The sequence below is a fragment of the Fibrella musci genome, from assembly GCF_041321105.1.
In the GTDB taxonomy this organism is placed as follows: domain Bacteria; phylum Bacteroidota; class Bacteroidia; order Cytophagales; family Spirosomataceae; genus Fibrella; species Fibrella musci.
Map to the genome: position 1 here is coordinate 111,983 of NZ_JBGGWD010000010.1, position 20,964 is coordinate 132,946.

Consider the following 20,964-nt stretch of genomic DNA (forward strand, 5'->3'; position numbering starts at 1 on the left):
CTGTCATCCCGCTCGCCATGTCAGCAAAGCGCCGTATGCTGGGCTATTTCAACACATCGTTGATCTGATCGATCAGCTTGGGAAAATCGTCGGGCGTGGGCAATAGGGCTGCTCGCTTGTATACTCTCCCCTGCGGTGTAATCAGGCGAACGGGGTTCTCGTCGTAAAGCGTAAGCGTGCCGACAAGCGCGTTGCTCTGGGTGTCGCTGAGGCGTAGATGGTCGCCACGCAGGCGATTGCGCACGATCGACTCCAGCCAGACGTCTTCGTCGATGTCGCCCATGGCGAGGTACAGTATCGCCAGATCACGGCTGTCAAACGCTTCGAGCAACCGTTGGGCGTCGCGGGCCAGTTGTCGTCCGTTTTCCTGCAAAGGCGACCACATAACCACGTAGATGGCCTTCCCCCGATTGCGGTCGATGGCGTTTTTGAACAGTTCATCGCCCCCCCGAAACGTACCTGTGGTTACATAGATGCCATCGGTTACGGGGCCATAATTAACGCCGGTACGTTTCTCGATGGCCCGGTACTGGGTGCGTGCCAAACGTACCTGCGCCGTATCGGCCAGCGCCTGACTTATCACTTCGCGGAAAGACTGCCGTACCAGCGGATCGCCGATCTGAGGCCGGATGTAATCGCCCAGGAAATGTACGAGTTGCAACGTAGCCTGCGGAATGGCCGATGTGAGCAGATACGCCTTGAGGTAATCGACGGTGGCGCTGTCGAATTTGGGGCGCGCCGATTGTATCGATTGCTCAAACAACAGCAGCCGGTTGAGTGTATCCGGGTTGCGCTCCATCAGTCGGGACAGGTAACGTACCTCGGCCGTCTTGGCGGCTCCTGTTTCGCGCATAGTGGCTAGCCGCTCCTGATCATCGGCGGTCAGGTTCCGGCCATACTTGCTCAGCAGCGACGCCAGGAGCTGAATACGAACCGCCCGGTTGCTGCCCTCCTGACTTATACGGCCGGCGGCATAAGCGCCCAACCGATTGAACGCATTGGCGCGGGCGGGCGTCAGGATGGTGTTCGAGGCCGCCATCATGGTTTTATACAGATCCGAAGGCACCGTTTGCCCGGCGTTGATGGCCTGATCGTACACAAACGCGGCAGCGTCGTATTGGGCATTGGTACGTATCCAGTCGCGCACGAGCGGAAACACCTCACGTTGCGTCGCAAATGGCTCGAAGGGCGTCAGGAAAATGGCGACCAACTGCTGATAAGTCTGGGCCAGGCTGGTCGCGCTCATGGCCCGCCGGATAGCCCGGTCGCGTTCGCCTTTGTTGGCTTTTTGCCGGGCGTTGACCACCGCTTCATACTGTGCGTGCTGCCGATTTACCTGCGCGTTGACGCCTCCAAACCGAAACGGTACGGTTGCCACAAACAGGGAGTCATTATCGGCGTCGACCGTGAGCGAACCCGCCGTAGCCAGAAACGCCACTGTCGCCGACCGGTCGCCACCGCCCAGTTGCAGCGTCATTTCTTCGAGCGGATAAATGACGGGCACGGCCACCCGAAACCGGCCATCGGGCTGAAGCGGTGCCAGAAACGCTTGCTCGGACCCACCCCTGACCATGTTTGTGCGGGCAATGACCACGTTGGGCGACTGCCGGTAGAGCCGGGCCGACAAGTGTTTGATCTGCCCCGATACAATAACCGAGTCAGTCTGGGCGAAGCTGGTGAAGGGTAACAGGAAGAACAAATAACGAAGTAGACGCATAAAAGGCAGGGTAGGTATAAGGCCGACCAAGTTACAAACCAGGGTTATACATTGGATGTTAACCGTTGTGCGCTGATCGGCTGCAAACGCGCACACTGATCGAGGTGCTGCCAGGTGTCGGCTAGCCCGCGCACCAGCGCGTAACAGCCCTCATCGGCGGTGGTTTTCAGCAGGGTTACAGGCTGCTGTTGAGCCGAGAGCGCCAGGTGCCAGGCAGGGCCGTTGCCATCGGGGAAATGCTGGAAGGTGTAGTCGGCAACACGCCGCAGCCAGCGGGGCGCTTCGGGGTGCCGCGTGTGCCAGTAGCCATTGGCCAGTGCTGACAGCGCCAGCACATGATCGCCCGCCACGCGGTTCGTGGCGTTAGGGGCCGTTAGTGGCTGGCCTTTCCAGTCGAGATAGCGGGGCAGGCCAGGTACGTTGCTTTCGGCCAACGGTTCGCCCCGCCCCGGAACGGCCTCGGGCCAGGCCCACTGGCAGAGCCGCAACCCCCAGTTGGTAGCCTGTAGGGTCAGTTTACGATTACTCAGTAACGCGCTCACGTCGATCAGCAGCCCCGCCGTTTCCATCGTCAGACCCGTGCCGACGCGCCGCCCATCGGGCGTATTGCTGAACGCGCCACCTACTCCCACGCGGTCGCGCAGCAGATCGTGGCGTTTGTCGAGAAACTCGTTCAGAATTTCGTCGAGCAACGGTTCGGTCGCTTCTTTCCAGTCGGCGGCGTCGAACAGGGGCCGGGCGTCGAGCAGAGCGCGGAGCAGCGCTACCGGCTGAGCAAGGTAGCGCAACGGCTGTGGTTCGTCGGCCGGCGCCATGGTGGCGGCTTCACGGTCGGTCTGGTATTGGCGTAGCGCCACCTGAAGCGTCTGCTTCGCCAGCATCGCCCATTGGTCGTCGGCGGTAGCCAGGTGCACGAGCGCATAGGCCGAGGCTACGCGGCCACTCGTGACGGGATCGTTCAGCAGCGGGCCCTGCTGCGGCGCAACGGGCTGCCCCGTCCGGCTGAGGCGTGTATAGCAGGCCATGCGGGGCGTGTGGGCATACTGCGCCAGAAAATCGGCCCCGTGCAGCGCATGATCGAGCCAGTCGGACTGAGCATCGATGGCCGTATAGAGGTATGCAAAGGCCCACACCTGCTCGGCTTGCCGGGCCGTGCTTTTATCAGCGTCGAGCGGCGTACCGGTGGGCGTGAGGTAATCGAAATAGCCCCCACACGGACTGTCACAGGCATATTGAAGCCAAAAAGGCACCAACTGCTCCACCAGCGCGTGCTGACATTGGGTTGCTATTTTATGGAAATCGAGCAAAGGCAGATCAGATAAAGCCCCCACCGGACCAACCGCAGGGGCAAACACCAAAGATCGTTCGAGAAGCCAAGCAATGCCAATAGGCAAGCGGATTTGGTGCATAGTGATTGACAAGGGGCCTGTTATTACAATCCCCTTGACCGCCTGACCACATTCCGCACGCCGCCGCTGGGATTAGGTACATCGCCAACGTACCTGGGAATGACATGGATGCTCGCGTGTGCGAATTTTTGCCCGGCAGCCGCGCCGATGTTTAGCCCCACGGTAAAGCCATCGGGTTGGTAACGTACCTGAAGCAGTCGCTGCACTTCATTCACGACCTGCCAGCAGTCGATTTGCTCTGATAGCGGCAGGTTGAAGAAGTGGGCAACGTGTTTTTTAGCCAAACAAACATTGCATACTTTTGGTAAGTATGGCGAAGGATCTATTTCATGAAGCCGTTAAAACTGCGCTTATCAAAGACGGCTGGACGATAACCGACGACCCACTAACGCTGCCTTTCGGAAATCGTAAATTGTATGTCGATTTAGCCGCTGAAAAGCTGATAACGGCTGAGAAGTTAAATCAGCGTATTGCCGTCGAGGTAAAGAGCTTTACCGGCAGGTCGGCAATGGCTGATTTGGAAAAGGCTATTGACCAGTATGTGATGTACACCTCAGCGTTGGCAAGGCATGAGGCTGATCGGGTTTTGTACCTTGCTTTACCCAAAGAAGTGTATGCTGAACTTACGAACGATCAGGTAGTCGGTATCCTGAGCGAAGAAATGCGCATTCGATTGGTTGTTTATAACCCCGTTGATCAAACATTGGTAAGATGGATCGGATAAGTCAATACGCTGACGTTGTGCAGCAGGTTATCACTACCCACAAGCAGTTTGCCGAACAGGCTGGCGTTCAGCATTATGAGACCGTTTTCGATACGGTTCAGCATCGGTATTTGCTCATCGAGGTAGGCTGGAACAAGGATGAACGCTCATATACCAACGTCATTCACGTTGATATTATCGACGGAAAACTCTGGATTCAACGCGACGCGACCGAAGATGGGATTGTAGACGCCCTGTTGGATGCTAACGTACCCAAGGAGCATATTGTGTTGGGATACCGCTCCCCTTTTATCCGGCAATTCACCGAGTTTGCCGTAGCCTAATCAACCGCCTGCCGTAACCCGATCGACCGACTCGCCCGCAAACGAGCCTTCAATACTTGGTCAGGTACATTCATTACCGTTTCAAAATAGTGCGCACCCCGCCACTCGGGTTAGGTACGTCCCCTTTGTAACGCGGAATTATATGGATGCTGGCGTGAGCGAACTTCTGACCCGCCGCCGCACCAATATTTAAGCCGACCGTGAAGCCGTCCGGGACATAACGTACCTGCAACCACTCCTGCACCTTATTAACAACTTGCCAACATTCGTTTTGCTCAGCTAACGGCAGGTCGAAAAAGCTGGCAACGTGCTTCTTGGGCATTACCAGCGCGTGGCCTTTACTGACGGGGTAGCCATCCAGCACGGCGTAGCTGAGAGCCGTTTCGGTAATAAGTTTGAGCGTTGGTTTAGGCGCACAAAATGGGCAACTTGTTGCTTCGTGGGTGGAGCTTGTCGCGCTAATGCGTGATTGGTTGAGATGCTGGTACTCGTAAAACTCCGTATTCTCGTTCCGGTAAATTGACGTGAATGGCAGTCTGACGTTGCACTGGTAAACGGGTTTGCCGTGTAGCTGATGAGTTCGGAACCCGTCGCGGGTTATATCGCGACGGACGGCGAAATAGGCTCGCCCGGTAGGTTTCAGTAGCCGCGACACGTTCATGAGTACATCGACTTGCTCATCAGGGAACAGCACGTTCAACACATAGAAGCAGATGATCGTGTCGAATGTACTCTGGGGCATATCAGGTACGTAGTACGGGTCAAAGCCATGTGCATCGTAGCCCCGCGCTTGTAGAAACCGCACATCCTGCCCGTAGCCGCAGCCATAGTCGAGGATACGCCCCTGCAACAACCCACGTTCGTGAAGCATACGGATTGGCAGTGAAGGCGCATCACGCTGCTTGGCGGTGAGGTGACTATTGGAGTTTTGGGGATTAGTCATGCGAGAGATACATGGCAGGTACATAGTCCGTTAGCCACACCCCATTTTCCGACTGGTAGAAAATATGCCCGGCGGCAACCATATCGCCTGCCCTGACTACCAGCACAACCGGCTTGCCATGTCGGCTTCCTACATTGATAGCAGTCTGTTTATCGACACTCAGATGGACATGGTGGCGGTTCATCTTTTTCAATCCATCTGTCAGAATGGCTTCCAGAAACCGCGTGGCTGTGCCGTGATACAAAAATTGCGGCGGTTGTTTTTGGGTATAGCCAAGATCGACATCCACAGAATGTCCTTGATTGGCTCTGATGCGGGTTTCGTCAGGACTAAGAGCGAATCGTTTCTTGTTGTTTGTCTCGACCACGTACCTGAGTTGATCGAGGTCGATAGCATAGCCTTGCCGGTGTAGTTGTATCAGCAACACAGGTACGTCTGTCCAGCCATTTTCATCGAGGGTTATGCCGAGCGCTTCGGGCTGATGGCGTAAGGCAAGACTTAGCAACTTGCTCAAGCGGGTTGTCTCTTTGTCGAAAAGCATCGAATCAGGTGGGTTTGTAATAAAATGGGTACGAAAAGCCCATGTTTTGGGCGGTTTGTAGCTGAGGCAAAACAGCCTGGCTCAGACGCTCCCGGAACCAGTCGAACGGGTTATTCTGAATAGTGGCTATGCTTTCGCGGAAAAGGACCGAGTAATCGTCAAGCATTTTAGCCGGTCTAGCCTCAGCGTGAAACTGAAACGCATCGAACTGTAATTGAGCGTATTTGTCGAAATACCGTTCGTGCGGAAGCCAGTCATTTTTGGCTGAGTTAACCGCTTTTGTTGTTGGGATTAAATTCCAGAGTTGATCATGTGCCACAAACGAAAACGGTAGAAAATGGTCGAGGCTAAGGTTGGCGGTTGTAATGGACTGGCCGGAGTAAAGGCACGTCAGATCAGGATGATGGTGCAGGTACGTCTTCCAGAACGGGTTGGCAATTTTAAAATTCCGGTCAGTAGGGCGTTCGAGCTTCTCGGAGATAGCCGCCACATTTGGGTTATTCTTTTGCAGAAAACGAACCAAATGCCAGTTGATAAACCCACGCAGTATGTGCTGATGCTGACCGAAGTAACGTACCCATGAGTCGTTGATAACGATGGCTTCACCGTCAAAACGATACGGGGCTTTCGCACGGGTATTGGCCAGATCAACGACAGCCTTGTTGACCTGATGGTCGGGAAGCCCCCTTGTCTCGACATCGAAAAAAGGCCGAATAAATCGGTAAGGTACCCAGCGTAGCAACTGCCTGACGCGTTCATAGATGGCCGCTAACTCGTTGTCGGTTAATTGGGTACGTAGTTGACTGACCAGATCGGGGGCGCCAGATTTGGTATTAACCGTAATATGGCTCGAAATGACGTGAGCAATAGCTTTAAACTGGTCCTGTGTACCGAATGAAAGGTTGTAATACGCCAACGGATACCAGACTTTCGCCACCATCTGTACCGATAGTTCCTGCATGGATATACGCGAATTGCCGGTTCGTTGTAAAGCATCTAGCAGCGCCAGGAACCAGTAGAATTTGTACGAATTGGTGGTGTCGTTGAAGACCTTCGATAGGCTAGGTACGTCTACGTCGTCGGTGATTGGAAGTTCCATAACTTATATGAAAGCGGCAGGCGCAAGCTTCGTTTTTCGTGCCACTGAGGATGGTTAGGGTAATACGGCAATATTACCATTAGTAACCTGATTTTCTAAAAGCATATCGTTTTGTTCGTTACTGTTGCTACGCCTGCTCAGGAGAAACAAGCGCACGGGCCGACCACCTGATGCCTGTTAGCTTGGGGGGTAACAGTGGTCATGGTGGGCTGGGTACGTTGTCGACACCTTTGATCGATTAAACGGCTGTCCTCATGATTGTTACGCTCACGCTCAACCCGGCTGTCGACATCAGCCTGACGACTGATCGACTGGTGCCCGAACACAAGCTGCACTGCTCCCAACCGCAGTATGACGCGGGCGGCGGCGGGATCAACGTGTCTAAAGCCATCCGCCGCTTGGGGGGACAGTCGCTCGCGCTGTTTACGGTGGGCGGGGCATCGGGCCAAACGTTGGAAGAACTGGTCGAAGCCGAGGGAATTCACCACCAGACCATCCGCCTGAGTGGGCTCACCCGCGAGTGCTTTGTTGTTACCGAAACGACAACCAACCAGCAGTACCGCTTCGGCACGCCCGGCCCGACCCTGACACCCGACGAAGCCGCCGATTGCCTGGCGCATATTAACCGGCTCGAACCGCCGGTCGACTACATACCCGTTGAATATATAGTCGCAAGTGGAAGCCTACCGCCCGGTTTGCCCACCGACTTCTACGCGCAGCTGGCCCGCAAAGCCAACGCCCACAACAGCCGCTTCGTGCTCGACACGGCAGGTGAGCCGCTACAGGCTGCTCTGGACGAAGGTGTGTTTATGATCAAACCGAATCTGGGCGAACTGGCCCGGCTGGTCAACGCCAACTGGCTCGAAACAGACCAGATTACCGAAGCCGCTACGCAACTGATCCGGCAGAAAAAATGCCAGATTGTGGTGGTGTCGCTCGGGCCGCGCGGGGCGATGCTGGTCGATGCGGCCGAGACGATCTATGTACAGGCGCCGCCCGTCAAGAAACTGAGCACGGTGGGGGCGGGTGATAGCCTGGTAGGGGGCGTGGTTTACGCGCTGGCGCAGCAACGTTCCTACGCCGATGCCATTCAGCTGGGCGTTGCCTGCGGCACAGCCGCGACGATGAACCCCGGCACCGAACTATTCCACCGGGTCGATACCGAACGCCTGCTAACCTGGATCCGGCAACCTTATCCGGTTGAATCGGTATAGTGTCTTTGATAGTCTGATAACCAACTACACGAATAACACGGGTGATGATCCGAACCGAATTCCCGCCACACCATGCTACGGTACCCTGATTGCTAATTCGTATGAGCAGGTGGGCAACAACGAGGCCTGATCTTCTGTAATGCTGAATAGAGGAGAAATAAAAAAGCCCGCGACGATTCGTTGCGGGCTTTTTGGTCGACAACCTGTAACGTATAAAACGAGAGCACGTTTATTTTTCCTGCGAAACTAGGTGTGAGGCGACCATGGTGCCCTGCTCGGCGATACGGCATCGGATGAGATTTATCAGGTTATAGGGCAAAGGCTGTCGGGTTACTTGCTATCAGGGCGATCGTTGGCGGTCCCTGTTCATACGCGCTTATGTCCGCTGGTCAAAGAGAAGGTGGCGGCGCAGCGTTGCATGCTGTTCTTTGGCCGATCAACCGCATTCAACACCCATGAATCGACTTCTTCTGACCACGCTGCTAATTTTGTCAACCGGGCTGACCTACGCCCAGACCGATACCATTCGGGTGAATGGCCAAACGCTCAATACCGCCGCCTGGCGCGAGGTGAAAAGCTCGTATGCCGTCTACTTCGAAGACTCAACCGGTCGGCGGTTGTCGTCGGCCGATATTTGGGACCGAACCCTTCGCCAGACCACGCAAAACGGGCAGCGGCAGTTTACGTTTATCTGGGACTGGCACCGGCGCGACTCCCTGTTTGCCCACGTAACCACGACTGGTCAATGGCCGTCGTTGGTGCCTCTCTCGCACGATGCCGTGTACGCCAAACGGGGTAGCCGGAGCTTTGTGTTTCAGAACCAAGTCGTTACGATTCCCGATACGGCCCGGCATTCAGCCAGGGACAGCTCGTTTCGGGTGACGATGCAGCCCCCGGCTTTTGCCTTTCCGATGGATCTGGAAATCCTGCCCCTGTTACCCATTCGACGGGTAGGTCAGACGTTTGCCGTGCCGTTTTATGAACCGGGCAGCCCCAGTTCAGCCTACTACAAGTTGAGCGTTACCGGGCGCGAACGGTTACCTATTGTTGGAAAAGCGACCGTCGACTGCTGGCTGGTACGTATCGACTACGCACCCGGCGCCTACGCGACGTTCTGGATCAGCGATCAGCCCCGCGAGGTGGTGAAGATGAAAGAGTATTTCCGGGGCCGTTACCGCTACAAAGTGAAGCTCTATTGAGAGCCGGAGGGCCATCCCAAACCGAGATAGACTGCTTATTTTTAGGGTGAGTTTACCTATGCTGGCATGAATACGGTTTTAACAACGAGTCTGGCGTTGGGGGCTGCGCTGTCGGTGGGGCTGCTCCGAATACCGCCGTCAACGGCCCTTTCGACAAACGCGCTCGATCAGGATACATTGCAGCACGCCGGGCAGGTGCGGCTCTACCGTTTACACCTCCCCCCCACCTATGACCAACGTAGCCGGCCAATTCCGTTGCTGATTGCCCTGCACGGGGGCGGTGGAAGCGGGCAGCAGTTCGAAAATCAGTCCGGCTTGAGTGAGAAGGCCGATCGGGAAGGGTTCGCGGTCGTGTACCCTGACGGGCAGGTAAATCCCGGCGTGTTGAAGCTACGTACCTGGAACGCGGGCCACTGCTGTGGGCAACGAGCTACCACGCAGCAGACCGACGACGTGGGCTTTATCCGAGCGCTAATCAGTAAGCTAACCCGCACGTACCGCCTCGACCCAAGGCGAGTATACGCCACGGGCCATTCCAACGGAGCGATGCTCTGCTACCGGCTCGCCTGTGAACTGCCCGACAAAATCGCCGCCATTGCCACTAACGCCGGTACCATGCAGGTTAAAACCGCCTGCCAGCCTTCCCGGGTACTGCCGATACTGCACATGCACTCAAAACAAGACCGTAATGTACCCTACGACGGGGGCGTCGGGAGTCGGAGCCTGAACGGCCAATGGAATCCCTCGGTCGATAGTAGCCTGATGGTATTTGCCCGCCTGGCCCGTTGCCGCGCCGCCAAACCAACCGTACAGCCGGCTAATGGCTATACGTTATACAAATGGAAAGCCTGCGAGCGAGGTGCCGACCTACACTATTACCTGACCGACGATGGCGGCCATTCGTGGCCGGGTGGTCAAAAAAGCGTGCGTCGCTTTGGTGATCCTCCTTCGGCAGCACTGACGGCAAACGACGTGCTATGGGCGTTCGTCAGCCAGTATACCTTGCCCTAAGCCCATTAACCATGTATGCTTACCCACCTTTGTTACTTAGCTGGCTGCTATTTGGCCTGATCCACAGTTTGACTGCCGCCAACGGGGTCAAAGGCTGGATGACGTTACGCGTGGGGTTACCGATCGGCTACTACCGGCTATGCTACAACCTCTTATCGGTGTTAACCTTCCTGCCCGTGTTGTGGGCTTTGCAGACAGCCCCAACCGATTGGCTCACCAATGGGCGCGGCCTGCCCTGGCTGGGTACGTTGCTACTGATGGTGGGCGGCGCGGTGGGTATACTTGCCCTGCGGCAGTATGATCTGGCCCTGTTTATTGGCTGGCCTCCGGGACGGCAACAAAACCCGACCGAAACCCTTCAGCAAAACGGGTTGCTACGGTACGTTCGGCATCCGCTTTACCTGGGCGTACTGATCGGGTTGGCGGGGCTGGTGGTATGGCAACCCGACAGGAAACACCTGCTCTTCGGCCTGCTGGCCTTTGTGTACATCCGTATTGGAATCTATTTCGAAGAGCGGAAGCTTGTCGCGGTTTTTGGGGAGGCTTACCAGCGGTATCAGCAGCAAACGCCCATGTTATTGCCCTCGTCGCGGCTTTCGTAACGAGTTGCTTAACCAAATCGGGAATGGTTATTTGGTTATAATCGTGACCGTGCTGGACGCCATGCTGAACACACAGACTTATGGTCTGCCACGAAATCGACCGAGGGAGAGTCTGACGCATGTCTATATGTGCCTCAGCTTGTTGTGTAACCTTTGCCAACAAACATGGCTTAACCAATTGAACAATCAGGTTCTGGGTAGCGCACTTAACAACAAAAACTGTCGGCACCGAAAAAGCCAGACGAAGTGATTCAATAAGACGAGACTTTCAATGTGTCACTAACACGTCTCATAGCTAAAAAAGGAACTGACAAAAGTGTCTGTAGTACTTTCGGAAGAACTAAAAAACAGCCTTATAGCTGGCTGTATTAGTGAGTAAAAACGGTAGGGTTAAGTTATATGATTATATGTGACTTTTATAGCAGATTATAGGAATAGAGAAACGTATATTTTGATTTGTAAGCCTGATTTTTTCATAAAAACATATGAGAAATTTGGTCGTATTTCAGAAATAAAATAGTTCGTTATGTTGACTAAGTAGTATTAGCCTTATAACGCTACACATTAAAATTTTAAATTATTTATAAATAAAATCATGCATTCCGCTATTTGTACTTCACGAAATCTATGATACGCTATCTTTAATAAATTCAATACGAGAGTAATCAATTTAGTCTACTTTATAGAGCATCAATCAACTACAACTAACTGTCTATCAGTAGTAAATGTCGAAAATTGATATTTTTTGCTTGAGTATTTAAATGCTATTGCCCAAAATGGGAAAAATTATACTTTATAAATTCATGAACTTTCATTTATGTATATAATTTATCGTTTAAGCTACTGAGACACAGTTGATTTAAACAAAAAAGCGCCTATACATTTGTAACGTCTACAGCACATATAGCCGGACGGATAAGTATGTGTTACCACATCATGCAATAAAAATGCGTTTATGAACATATTTTCTTTGGCGATATATGTGCCTCCATTGATGGCGCATGGATGACCTTGAGCAACCGATGTGCGTTGTTGCTATAAGCCGTATCTAGGCCGTTTCCTTCTTCTATTCAGGTTGTTTAGTTCTGTTGATTACCGATTGACAAAATCGGCAAGTCAGCTACACATGGTTCATTTGTCCTATTAAGTCTATATAGGCTGTTTGCTTTGCTTGGTTCGGCCGTGTGTCGTTCACAAGTGCTACGACTAGACATCCCTTCACCGAATTGTTCCCTTCATACAAAACCACAGAGATGCCTTTGCTGCGGAGTGGGCCGGATGGCACTACTCTTTCCTTAACCAGACCCCGACCTACGACCCGGCCTTTGGGCTTACTGCACCTACATACCGACGATTATCCATAATCCATTGCAGAACCAGTAAACTCAATGAAAAAAATTATCCTTACCGGCGCAGCGCTGGTAGCCTTTGCTACGGCATCCTTTGCCCAGAACAGTTCAACCGTCAACCAGGCCGGTACTGCACAGACCGCCCAAGCTCAACAGGTTGGCAACCTTCAAAACTCAACGATTCAACAAAATCAGGGGGCTGGAGGCGCGGCCAACTACGGAAACTACGCTATCACCATTCAGGGGCAGCCGGGTTCGCCAAACACTGTCACCAACGCGGCTACCATCCGGCAAAACGGCAACGGTGTCAATGCATCCCAAGGAAACCGGGCAGGTGCCTCCCAATTCGGAGGTAATCTAACGAGTACCATCAACCAGAATGCAGGCCCTGATGGAGTGAGCGGCATAGCTAACACAGCAGCAACGATCAACAGCTCAGCGGGAACTGGTAACTTCGCCGGAACGCTCCAACAGGGAACGCTGGGAACCACAACGATAAACCAGAACAACGGAAGCCAGGGCAACGGTGCCGAGATCTTTCAGAACAATGCCGGTGGTACAGCGAATACGGGTACCGTTAGCCAGTCGAATAACTCGTCGGGCAATCTTGGCAAAATTCTTCAGGGCTTTACGGAGCCAGGCGTTGCCAGTGGTGCCGTAAGCGGGAATACTGCCACGATCAATCAAGGGAAACCGACGACGGCTGTTCCGGGTGGTTCATCCATTGGCAATGAAGCCCTTATCATCCAGACAGACAATGCCAACACGGCCCGGATCGATCAGGGTTCGGATGTTGATTCGGATGCAGATGGGGCTAATGCCCAAGCTGGCAATGCCGATGGCAACATGGCCAACATAACCCAATCAGCTGCTGGCAACACGGCAACCGTGACCCAGGGATCTGAATTCGGTACGGCGACGGGTAGTACAGCCGCCGTAACCCAATCGAATACGGGCAATACGGCGCGTATCGATCAGGGTGTGATTGGGCCCGGCAGTATGGCCGTCAACAGCGAGGCGACCATCAAACAGGCTGGTATCAATAGCACTGCGCTTTTGATTCAGGGGTGGATCGCTTCCTCAGCGCTTGATGAAGGCACCATCGAGCAAACGGCCAATGCCTCGGGTAGTGAAGCGCGCCTGTATCAGGGATTTGGCGGCAATTCAACCTCGTCGAACAATACGGGAAGTATCACACAGGGCGGTAGTGGCAACTATGCCCAGTTGTCGCAGATCCTGGGTGTAAACGCGGGCGATGGCGGTGCCATCGGCAGTGGCAACACGGGTTCGATTACGCAGGCCGACGGGATCAGCGGCTCTGATGCTGTAATCGATCAGGGCCGTGGTGGCGCTGGTGGTGTGAACGTGACGGCCAATGACAACAACGCCACGATCAGTCAGCTGGGTGGTTCGGGGCACAATGCGCGCATCAGTCAGGCACGCCCCGATGCCTTCGACGCCGACGGTAATGCCGTCACGCTTGAATTTGGCGTCACGCTGGGTACGTCAGCTACGGGCGGTACGGCTACGATCAGCCAGGTCTCGGGGACCAACCAGTACGCCAATATCTTCCAGAGTGGCGTAGAGAATGGTGCTTCGGTAACGCAGGACGGCGGTGCCGACAAGCAGGCGTTGATCGTGCAGACGGATGGGTCGGCCAACGCCGAAGCCAGCATTATGCAGGGTGGTACCGGCATCGGTAACGTGGCTACGATTTACCAGGTTGGCGGCAGCGACGTTGACGGAAGTGGTACGGGCAACGATGCCACGATCGACCAGTTATCGGGTTCCAGCAACATTGCCTTTATCCGGCAGGGTGAAGTGGGTACGCCGATGCCATCCAACGATAACACGGCCAGTATGACGCAGGACGGTAGCTTTAACGAAGCTCGCCTGTTGCAGAGTGGTAGCAACAACCTGGCGACAATTTCGCAGACTGGTGGTTCGTCGTCGGCGATAACCAACCGGCTACGGGCAGCCAGCGGCGTTGAAGATTCCTTCTCGGTTCAGATGGGCAACAACAACACCTTGACCGTTACGCAGGTATCCACAACGGTAGGCAACGATGCCAACGTATCGCAGTTGGGTAACAACAATACGTCGACCATTATCCAGACGAATAACTAAGGCTGATCGAAGCTCAGGTACGTTGCTGATACCAACGTACCTGAACTGATTGGGTACGTTGCCCCACCGCCTCATCGAATGCTCGATGAGGCGGTGGGGCTTTATATATAGCCGACAATCCGTAGTCAGCTATTACACTAGTTGCATGTCCTGGTAGCGAACGGTGAGCGAATCAATGAGTGTACGGACGTCATGAGCGGTCAGAATATCGTCGATAGAAAAGTCTATGCTGAGGTGTCGTTTAAGCCAGTCTTTAAACACCATCGCCGTTAGTGAATCCAGCCCGCAGTCTGGTAAAGAGCAGGTCATCTCGACCTCTGAAACGTCGAGATCGGCCAGCAGCGCAATCTGACTAACGACTTCGCTGGCTATCGTTTCGGCCTGCCGGAATGGGTTTGATCCCGACAACGCCAGACTGTCTGACCGCCGGTGATTGGCAAAAAGAGGGTGGTCTGTCAAGGACGTGTTCAGGAACAGCGGCCAGTTAACGGGCAGCACGGCGAGTTGGGCGTCTGGGCTATGGAAGATCTGCGAAAGGGTTGTCAGCCCCTCAGCTACGGAAAGCGAATGCATCCCCATTTTCGAGAAAAAAGCCTCAAGGTTCCCTTTTTGCGTCATCCCCGACGACCAGGGCCCCCAGTTGATGCTAAGGGCCGGAAGACCCATGAGCCGGCGTTTGTGGGCCAGTGCGTCTAAGCTGGCGTTGGCAGCAGCATAAACACCCAACCCCCGATTCGGCAAAAAACTACCGATCGAAGAAAACAGCACGAAATGCTCCAGTGGAACCGACAGAAATGCTTCGTGTAACCGGGTCGCCCCCAGCAGCTTGGTCGCCATCACTTGTTGCGTCACGCTTTCGCTGGCCTCGGCCAACAGCTGATCGTGGCTGACCCCCGCACAGTAGAGAAGGCCGCGCACAGCGTGTTTCTGGCAACGATTGGCAAAGTCCGTTAAAGACGCATGGTCGGTCAGATCGACGCGCGACACGTCGACCACTACGCCTTGCTTACGAAGCGACTGAATCCAGGCATACTCGTTCGGGCTGTGCGTTCGGTTGATGAGTCGGCTTGTCGTCAGCAACAACCGACGCGCACCGGTATCAATCGCCCATTGGCTGACCGCTTTGCCCAAGGCTCCAAAGGCACCCGTTACAACGTAGGTTGCCGCCGAATCGAATTGCACGGTGTCGGGCGACTCTCCCTTGTTGCGGTAACGGTTGAGTCGCTTACAGAAAAACTGCTGCTGCCGGATGGCCAGCATCGTTTCCGACACCGAGTCGGCCGTTAGCAATTGCGCGATCTGTTCGGTATCCGAAAGGGCGCTTATGTCAATGATACCGCCGCCGTTTTGTTGGTTTTCCTGATGGCAAAAGACATTGGCTATGCCCCAGAGACCCGCCTGAAATACCTGAATGTCGGTCTCGTTGCCATCAACCAGTTGCGTCAACTTACTAATCGACCATACCTGTCCGGGAAAATTGGTCTGCCTAATGGCGCTGGCAAGGCATTGTAGCGGCTGAACGACGGTCTGAAGACTACTTGAAAAATCAACGGCATCTAAAGGCAGACAATTGATCAGCAAGGTGTCGCCTACCTGTTGGTGCAACTCACAGACGAGCTGATCGATCGTGTCCTGGCGGTGCTGAAGGGGGAGTCGGGCTACATTTACCGAATACCCACACTGTTCCAGCAAGGTCTTAAGCTGTAACCCAACGCCCTGTTGATCGGCCAGCAGCAGAAACGACCGGTCGGTTACGCGGGTTGACGCCTCGATCGAACAGGGCTCCCATTCAGGTAGCAACAAGGACTGATAAACCGCATTGACCGACAGCCGGTCGCGCCGGGTTGCCGTTACTTTCTGCGCCCTGAATCCTTCAATATAACCGAGGGGCGCGCCCGCCATATCGTACATAAACAGGTCCAGCTTGACCAGAGAATCGATTTCACTCGTCCGTCTTGCTTTTACCTGCATTTGCGGGGTCGGTCGGCCAAACAGGCGAATGCGATCGATGCCCACGGGCAGACCAAACTCCGTAGGACTTGGGTAGTTCAGCGCCAGAAGCGTATGAAACAGGCTATCTAAAGCAACCGGGTGAAATACATACGCGGGATCCGCCAGTTGGTCGGCTAGTTCTGCGGGCAGCGATAGCAGGCCAACGCTTTCGTCCTTGCCTGGAAACACCTTCTGTAGCCCTCTGAACAACGGACCATAGTTGAACTGGTTCTTCTCGAAGAATCGGTACAGCGTTTCGCCGTCGACAGCCGGCTCGGTAGCAGTATCCCAACGGAACTGACCGATGCGGCCGGGAGGAAGCGTGCGAAACTGCCCGGAGGCGACAGGTTGGTGCGTTTTGTCGGATAACGACGCCGTGGCTGAGATACTGAAACGCTGGCTAGCCCGATCTAGCTGGATGCGCAGCAGAAAGGCTATGCCCGGTCTGATCACGACAGCCCGCTCAAACGAAAGGTGTTCGATAACGAATTGGGTCATTGGGGCCACTTGTCGTAAGGCAGTCAGGGCCATTTCGATGTAGACCGAGCCGGGTAGCAGGTACTGCCCCCTGATCTGATGTTGTGTCAGCCAGGGGGTTTTCTCCGACGAAACGAGGACTTCCCATTGATTGGTCTGCTCATCGACGACCGACCCCAACCAGGCGAAGACAGACGGGCGGAGCCTCCGATTCCGGCTGCGCGCCGACTCCTGCCAGAGCGGCTCGGTTTGCCAGGGATAGGCCGGAAGCGGCATCCAGGGAGCGGGCGGCGAGTCGGTTACTGCCTGAGCCGGGCAAGCCATCGGATCGGCCTTGCTCAGAAAGTCGGGCGGGGGAACAGCCATTTTTCCGTTGGTTATCGGGTCTGGCTGTTGGGCAAATTGCCTGAGTTGTCGGCTCAGGTCGGCCGCATCATCGCCTACGAACAGCCGATGCCGGGCTAGCTTCGACCGGCGCGTGGCGGCATTGGCGCAGAAATCGCCAACCCGTTCCGGGTCGATGCTGTCGAGTGCATCGGCATAGCGTAGCGCTAAGTCGTTCAGGGCCTTGTCGGTATGCGCCCAAAGGGGTAGTAGCCGAGGTTGGGCCTTCGAACAGGCCACGTTGGGTTCGGTAACGGGGTATTCCTGCACCAATACATGGGCGTTGGCCCCACCAAACCCAAACGAATTGACCCCCACGATGTAGGGCTCGGTGGCAGGTGGCAGGTCTTGCCGCTGCACGGGGAGCTGTATCCCCATCGCCTCGAACGGAATGCGTGGGTTCGGTGTATTGGCATACAGTTGCGGCGGTACCTGCCGGTGCTGCACACACATAACGCTCTTGATAAGCCCGGCAATGCCCGAGGCAGCCTCTGTATGCCCGATGTTGGCCTTGCACGACCCTACCCAAACGGGCTGCGTACGCCCTGAGTTGCGCCCGTAAACGGCCCCAATGGCCGCCGCCTCAACCGGGTCGCCTGCCGACGTACCTGTACCGTGGGCCTCTACATACGTCACCTGCGCCGGGCTGATGCCCGCCCGCTGGCAGGCCATACGCATCACGGCCTTTTGGGCTTCGGCGTCGGGCGTGGTGATCGTCGGGGTGCGCCCATCCTGATTGACGGCACTGCCAATCAGCACGGCTTGAATGCGATCGCCGTCGGCAAGAGCGCGGTCGAGGCGTTTGAGTACAACCACCCCCACGCCTTCACTGCGAACGTACCCGTTGGCACCGGCAGCAAACGATTTGCACCGGCCATCTTTCGAGAGCATACCCGTTTTGGTTTCGGCAATGTGGTAGTCGGGCATGAGCATCAGCATAGAGCCGCCCGCCAGGGCCATCTCCGACTCGCCGCTCTGTAGGCTCAGGCAGGCCTGATGCACCGCCGTCAGAGAAGCCGAGCAGGCCGTATCGATCGACATCGAAGGGCCGTTGACGTCAAGCACATACGACAACCGATTCGACAGCATGGTGTTCATCATGCCGGTCGTGGCAAACGCGCCAATGTCGAGCGGGTCGAGGAACTGCATCAGGTGATAGTCGACCGTGAAGCAGCCCATAAACACCCCGACGGCCTTCTTTTTCCACTGGTCGGCCGGAATACGCCCCTGTTCGAGCGCCTCCCAGGCCGCGTGCAGTACCAGCCGTTGCTGCGGATCGATATTGGCTGCCTCGAGCCGCGAAAAGCCAAAAAAGCTATAGTCGAAGCCCGCTACGTCGTCGAGGAAGCCCCCACGCGGCGAGATGAGCGACCCCGGCTGAGCCCGGTCGGCAGCATGAAAATAGCGTTGGTTCCAGCGGTCGGCAGGTACGTCTTCCAGCACGTCATTGCCGTCCAGAAGGAGTTGCCAGAACTGCTCGGGCGTTTGTACATGCCCGGGGAACCGGCACCCCATCCCGACGACGGCAATGGGCGAATAGGTAGCTTGAGGATTCATTATCGGGCGGACTAGTTCCAGCAGTTAAGGCAGGTCGGGGGCAACGGGGGCAATGCCGGGGTCATCAGCATGGCGTAGGTCATGTAGGCAGACAGGTAGCTGTAGCGCATCCCCGACGGGCAGGTGGTATTGCCATTCAGTTGTTGACTGGTAATGCCGGTGGCCCCGAACGCCAATTGTAACTGCACCTGCCCGCCCTTGCCGTCGGAATTGAGCAGCAACAGCGGCGCGGCTCCGTACACCTGAATGAACGACAAGCCGTTTTCCTGATCCACCAATTCCAGATAGAAGTTACCGTAGCCTGTTTGCGCCGCATTCTGCGAGTCGATGTTGGCGATTCGCCACGCGCTACCCGCTGTGATCACCGTCAGACTCGCTACGCCGACGAGCGTATAGGCCACGTTGGCAAAAGCGGTGCGGAGGGTAGTCGAAATACTGCCGGTATTTAAGGACGAGACCAGACTGCTGTCGAGCGTAAACAGCGGTACGCCATTGGTCAGCGCCAGAGCGGCGTTGGTCAGGTTGGCGTTGTAAAGTGTAGACGTACCCGCAAAGGAGGTGCTTTGCATAGCGGCAAACGCAAACGACGTAGGTTTTAACGACGGCGACGGGCTGAGATTGGCCCCGTCGAACACCGTTCCGATGAGCGTGGCATAGTCGAGGGAGGCACCCTGCATCTGGCTTTGCTTAAAGCCCATACCCGACAAAAAGGCGTTGGAAAGATTCGCCTGCCCCAAGTCGGCGCTGAGCGCGCTGGCACCACTACCATACCAGTGAACGCCCGACATTTCGACCGCAAACAGGTTGGCCTGTTGCAGGTTTGTCTCGAACATATAGGCGTTGGACAGCACCGCCGCGTTCGACGTGTTGACCTGCTGCACCAGCAACACATAGCTGTTGTTGTTGACCTGATACAGACTGGCGCCGTCGGTGATCTGCCAGATCACACCCGACTGAACCACCTGAACAGTAGCCCCGGCGCTCAATTTCAGGCCCGTACTGATGTCGGCCGGAATCTGCCCGCTGTCGAGTTGGCTGCTGTCGCTGAGGGGAGCTTTCAACAGCGTAGTCTTGGCTCCCAGTTGCGCACCCGTCAGGTTTACGTTCTGAAGGTTGGCGTTGGCCAGATTCGCCCCAACCATCGTAATACCCCCCGTAATGCTGGCGTTGGTAAGATTGGCAAAAGCAAGCTGCACACCGTCGAGCGTAGTGTTATCAAGCTTGACGCCCTGCATTGATGCTCGCACAAATACATTGTTTACGAGGTTTTTGCCTGTCAGGTTACAACCGTCCAGAACGGCACTCATAAAGTTGGTCTGTGCGTCGATGGCTACGTTGGTCAGGTCGTGGCCCTTCAGGTTCGTCGCGATCAGCAAAGCCCCTTCGATGCTGATAATGGCCTCGACCCCCTTCGCTGCCGACAAATCGGCGTTGGTCAGGTTGGCTCCTCTAAAGATGGCCTGATTTACCAACGTACCTGTAAACGGACAGCCAATCAGGGCAGCATTGGTAAAATCAGAGACCTGCAGATTGGCGCCTGCGAGGTTGGCTTTATTGAAGGTACTCCCCGTGAACGTCCCGTTCGACAGCTTGGCATTGGTCAGCATTGCGTTTACAAACGAGCCGTTAACGCAGACGAGGCCATTGGCAACCCAGTTCGTGAGCAGTGCGTTGTCGAAGCGGGTGCCGTTGGCCGTGGCCCCGTTGGCGTCGGAGGTGCTGTCGAGCGTTGTGTTCGAAAAATCGGCAAACGACAGATCGGTCGACATAAAGGCGATGTTTCGAAGGTCCTGCCCGGCGAGGTACACGCCCGTCAGCGGGTTCGCCAGCGTAGACCGTTGCTGCCGGATCGCGGCGAGGCTATCGGTAATCTGGTTCGTCGACACCTGCGCGTTGGCGGGAGGCGTACCTGTATTGGCCACCCGCGACAGCGTACCGTCGGCGTTGGCACAGACGTAATAGACGGTGCTGTCGGAGGCCGTTTCAACCAGGTACGTGTTACTCTGAACCGTTTGAAGCGAGAACACCGAGCAGGCCGCATCGCCGCGTTGTTTTTCGGCAACGTACCCATTGTTGTACCAGACATACAGCCAGTTGGGGGCCTGTAGCGTAAACCCACTCTGGAGGTTTCCATACAAGTTGACTTGCTGGTTAGCCGTCGGGTTATGGAGATCGCCCGCTACAACACCCAACGTAGCCCCGCCCGACGTGGGCAGGCAGAGCAGTTGGTTGTTGGGGAAGGCGAAAGCGTATTTACCGGCAAAATCGGCCGTGGCGGGAGCAGTAGTTTGCATAG

The 20,964-nt window shown here is 55.5% G+C and carries 15 protein-coding genes; 7 read left to right on the plus strand and 8 right to left on the minus strand.

The window, feature by feature from the left end; all coding sequences use genetic code 11:
• Positions 1-43: 43 nt before the first annotated feature.
• The 3 genes from ACAW74_RS27120 to ACAW74_RS27130 are packed head-to-tail and all read right to left on the minus strand — an operon-like array spanning position 44 to position 3,410.
• The gene (locus ACAW74_RS27120) at positions 44-1,717 is read right to left on the minus strand and encodes a hypothetical protein (protein ID WP_370701404.1); all 1,674 of its coding nucleotides are present in this window, start codon (positions 1,715-1,717) and stop codon (positions 44-46) included.
• Between the two features lie 44 nt (positions 1,718-1,761).
• Positions 1,762-3,126, minus strand: a complete 1,365-nt coding sequence (locus tag ACAW74_RS27125; RefSeq protein WP_370701405.1) for an AGE family epimerase/isomerase — start codon at positions 3,124-3,126, stop codon at positions 1,762-1,764.
• 23 nt (positions 3,127-3,149) lie between these two features.
• Positions 3,150-3,410, minus strand: a complete 261-nt coding sequence (locus ACAW74_RS27130; RefSeq protein WP_370701406.1) for an HIT domain-containing protein — start codon at positions 3,408-3,410, stop codon at positions 3,150-3,152.
• A 26-nt stretch (positions 3,411-3,436) separates the two neighbouring features.
• Here ACAW74_RS27130 and ACAW74_RS27135 point away from each other — a divergent pair, with 26 nt between their 5' ends.
• Entirely contained in the window at positions 3,437-3,850 is a 414-nt protein-coding gene (locus ACAW74_RS27135) for an element excision factor XisH family protein (RefSeq protein WP_370701407.1), read from the plus strand.
• The gene (locus tag ACAW74_RS27140; protein WP_370701408.1) at positions 3,838-4,173 is read left to right on the plus strand and encodes a XisI protein; all 336 of its coding nucleotides are present in this window, start codon (positions 3,838-3,840) and stop codon (positions 4,171-4,173) included. The genes ACAW74_RS27135 and ACAW74_RS27140 overlap by 13 nt, the downstream gene beginning before the upstream one ends.
• Positions 4,174-4,246: 73 nt before the next feature.
• Here ACAW74_RS27140 and ACAW74_RS27145 read toward each other — a convergent pair whose 3' ends face one another.
• From ACAW74_RS27145 to ACAW74_RS27155, 3 genes are read right to left on the minus strand one after another with little or no spacing between them, the layout of a single operon-like run.
• A complete protein-coding gene (locus tag ACAW74_RS27145; RefSeq protein ID WP_370701409.1) occupies positions 4,247-5,116 on the minus strand; it encodes an HIT family protein in 870 nt (289 codons plus the stop codon).
• On the minus strand, positions 5,109-5,657 hold the full coding sequence (locus ACAW74_RS27150; RefSeq protein WP_370701410.1) for an RNA 2'-phosphotransferase: 549 nt from the start codon (positions 5,655-5,657) through the stop codon (positions 5,109-5,111). Before ACAW74_RS27150 ends, ACAW74_RS27145 begins: the two co-directional genes overlap by 8 nt.
• A gap of 4 nt (positions 5,658-5,661) precedes the next feature.
• Positions 5,662-6,756 (minus strand): HNH endonuclease domain-containing protein, encoded by a 1,095-nt coding sequence (locus ACAW74_RS27155; protein WP_370701411.1) that lies wholly within the window; start codon positions 6,754-6,756, stop codon positions 5,662-5,664.
• Positions 6,757-7,010: 254 nt separating this feature from the next.
• Between ACAW74_RS27155 and ACAW74_RS27160 the strand changes: the two genes are divergently transcribed.
• From ACAW74_RS27160 to ACAW74_RS27180, 5 genes are all read left to right on the plus strand, one after another.
• Positions 7,011-7,970, plus strand: a complete 960-nt coding sequence (locus ACAW74_RS27160; RefSeq protein ID WP_370701412.1) for a 1-phosphofructokinase family hexose kinase — start codon at positions 7,011-7,013, stop codon at positions 7,968-7,970.
• 455 nt (positions 7,971-8,425) lie between these two features.
• The gene (locus ACAW74_RS27165; RefSeq protein ID WP_370701413.1) at positions 8,426-9,169 is read left to right on the plus strand and encodes a DUF3108 domain-containing protein; all 744 of its coding nucleotides are present in this window, start codon (positions 8,426-8,428) and stop codon (positions 9,167-9,169) included.
• Between the two features lie 66 nt (positions 9,170-9,235).
• Entirely contained in the window at positions 9,236-10,180 is a 945-nt protein-coding gene (locus ACAW74_RS27170) for an extracellular catalytic domain type 1 short-chain-length polyhydroxyalkanoate depolymerase (RefSeq protein WP_370701414.1), read from the plus strand.
• A gap of 11 nt (positions 10,181-10,191) precedes the next feature.
• Positions 10,192-10,782, plus strand: coding sequence for a methyltransferase family protein (locus tag ACAW74_RS27175; RefSeq protein ID WP_370701415.1), 591 nt, complete (start codon positions 10,192-10,194; stop codon positions 10,780-10,782).
• 1,388 nt (positions 10,783-12,170) lie between these two features.
• Positions 12,171-14,258, plus strand: a complete 2,088-nt coding sequence (locus tag ACAW74_RS27180) for a beta strand repeat-containing protein (RefSeq protein ID WP_370701416.1) — start codon at positions 12,171-12,173, stop codon at positions 14,256-14,258.
• 132 nt (positions 14,259-14,390) lie between these two features.
• On the opposite strand, the gene ACAW74_RS27185 is transcribed toward ACAW74_RS27180, so the two are convergent.
• Both ACAW74_RS27185 and ACAW74_RS27190 read right to left on the minus strand, forming a co-directional pair.
• Positions 14,391-18,668: an SDR family NAD(P)-dependent oxidoreductase gene (locus tag ACAW74_RS27185; RefSeq protein WP_370701417.1), complete on the minus strand. Its 4,278-nt coding sequence runs from the start codon at positions 18,666-18,668 to the stop codon at positions 14,391-14,393.
• 11 nt (positions 18,669-18,679) lie between these two features.
• Positions 18,680-20,962: a pentapeptide repeat-containing protein gene (locus tag ACAW74_RS27190; protein WP_370701418.1), complete on the minus strand. Its 2,283-nt coding sequence runs from the start codon at positions 20,960-20,962 to the stop codon at positions 18,680-18,682.
• Positions 20,963-20,964: the final 2 nt, after the last annotated feature.

Coding starts and splice junctions, on each gene's coding strand:
- ACAW74_RS27120 (WP_370701404.1), bottom strand. CDS start 1,717: ATGCGTCTACTTCGTTATTTGTTCTTCCTGTTACCCTTCACCAGCTTC.
- ACAW74_RS27125 (WP_370701405.1), bottom strand. CDS start 3,126: ATGCACCAAATCCGCTTGCCTATTGGCATTGCTTGGCTTCTCGAACGA.
- ACAW74_RS27135 (WP_370701407.1), top strand. CDS start 3,437: ATGGCGAAGGATCTATTTCATGAAGCCGTTAAAACTGCGCTTATCAAA.
- ACAW74_RS27140 (WP_370701408.1), top strand. CDS start 3,838: ATGGATCGGATAAGTCAATACGCTGACGTTGTGCAGCAGGTTATCACT.
- ACAW74_RS27145 (WP_370701409.1), bottom strand. CDS start 5,116: ATGACTAATCCCCAAAACTCCAATAGTCACCTCACCGCCAAGCAGCGT.
- ACAW74_RS27150 (WP_370701410.1), bottom strand. CDS start 5,657: ATGCTTTTCGACAAAGAGACAACCCGCTTGAGCAAGTTGCTAAGTCTT.
- ACAW74_RS27155 (WP_370701411.1), bottom strand. CDS start 6,756: ATGGAACTTCCAATCACCGACGACGTAGACGTACCTAGCCTATCGAAG.
- ACAW74_RS27160 (WP_370701412.1), top strand. CDS start 7,011: ATGATTGTTACGCTCACGCTCAACCCGGCTGTCGACATCAGCCTGACG.
- ACAW74_RS27165 (WP_370701413.1), top strand. CDS start 8,426: ATGAATCGACTTCTTCTGACCACGCTGCTAATTTTGTCAACCGGGCTG.
- ACAW74_RS27170 (WP_370701414.1), top strand. CDS start 9,236: ATGAATACGGTTTTAACAACGAGTCTGGCGTTGGGGGCTGCGCTGTCG.
- ACAW74_RS27175 (WP_370701415.1), top strand. CDS start 10,192: ATGTATGCTTACCCACCTTTGTTACTTAGCTGGCTGCTATTTGGCCTG.
- ACAW74_RS27180 (WP_370701416.1), top strand. CDS start 12,171: ATGAAAAAAATTATCCTTACCGGCGCAGCGCTGGTAGCCTTTGCTACG.
- ACAW74_RS27185 (WP_370701417.1), bottom strand. CDS start 18,668: ATGAATCCTCAAGCTACCTATTCGCCCATTGCCGTCGTCGGGATGGGG.
- ACAW74_RS27190 (WP_370701418.1), bottom strand. CDS start 20,962: ATGCAAACTACTGCTCCCGCCACGGCCGATTTTGCCGGTAAATACGCT.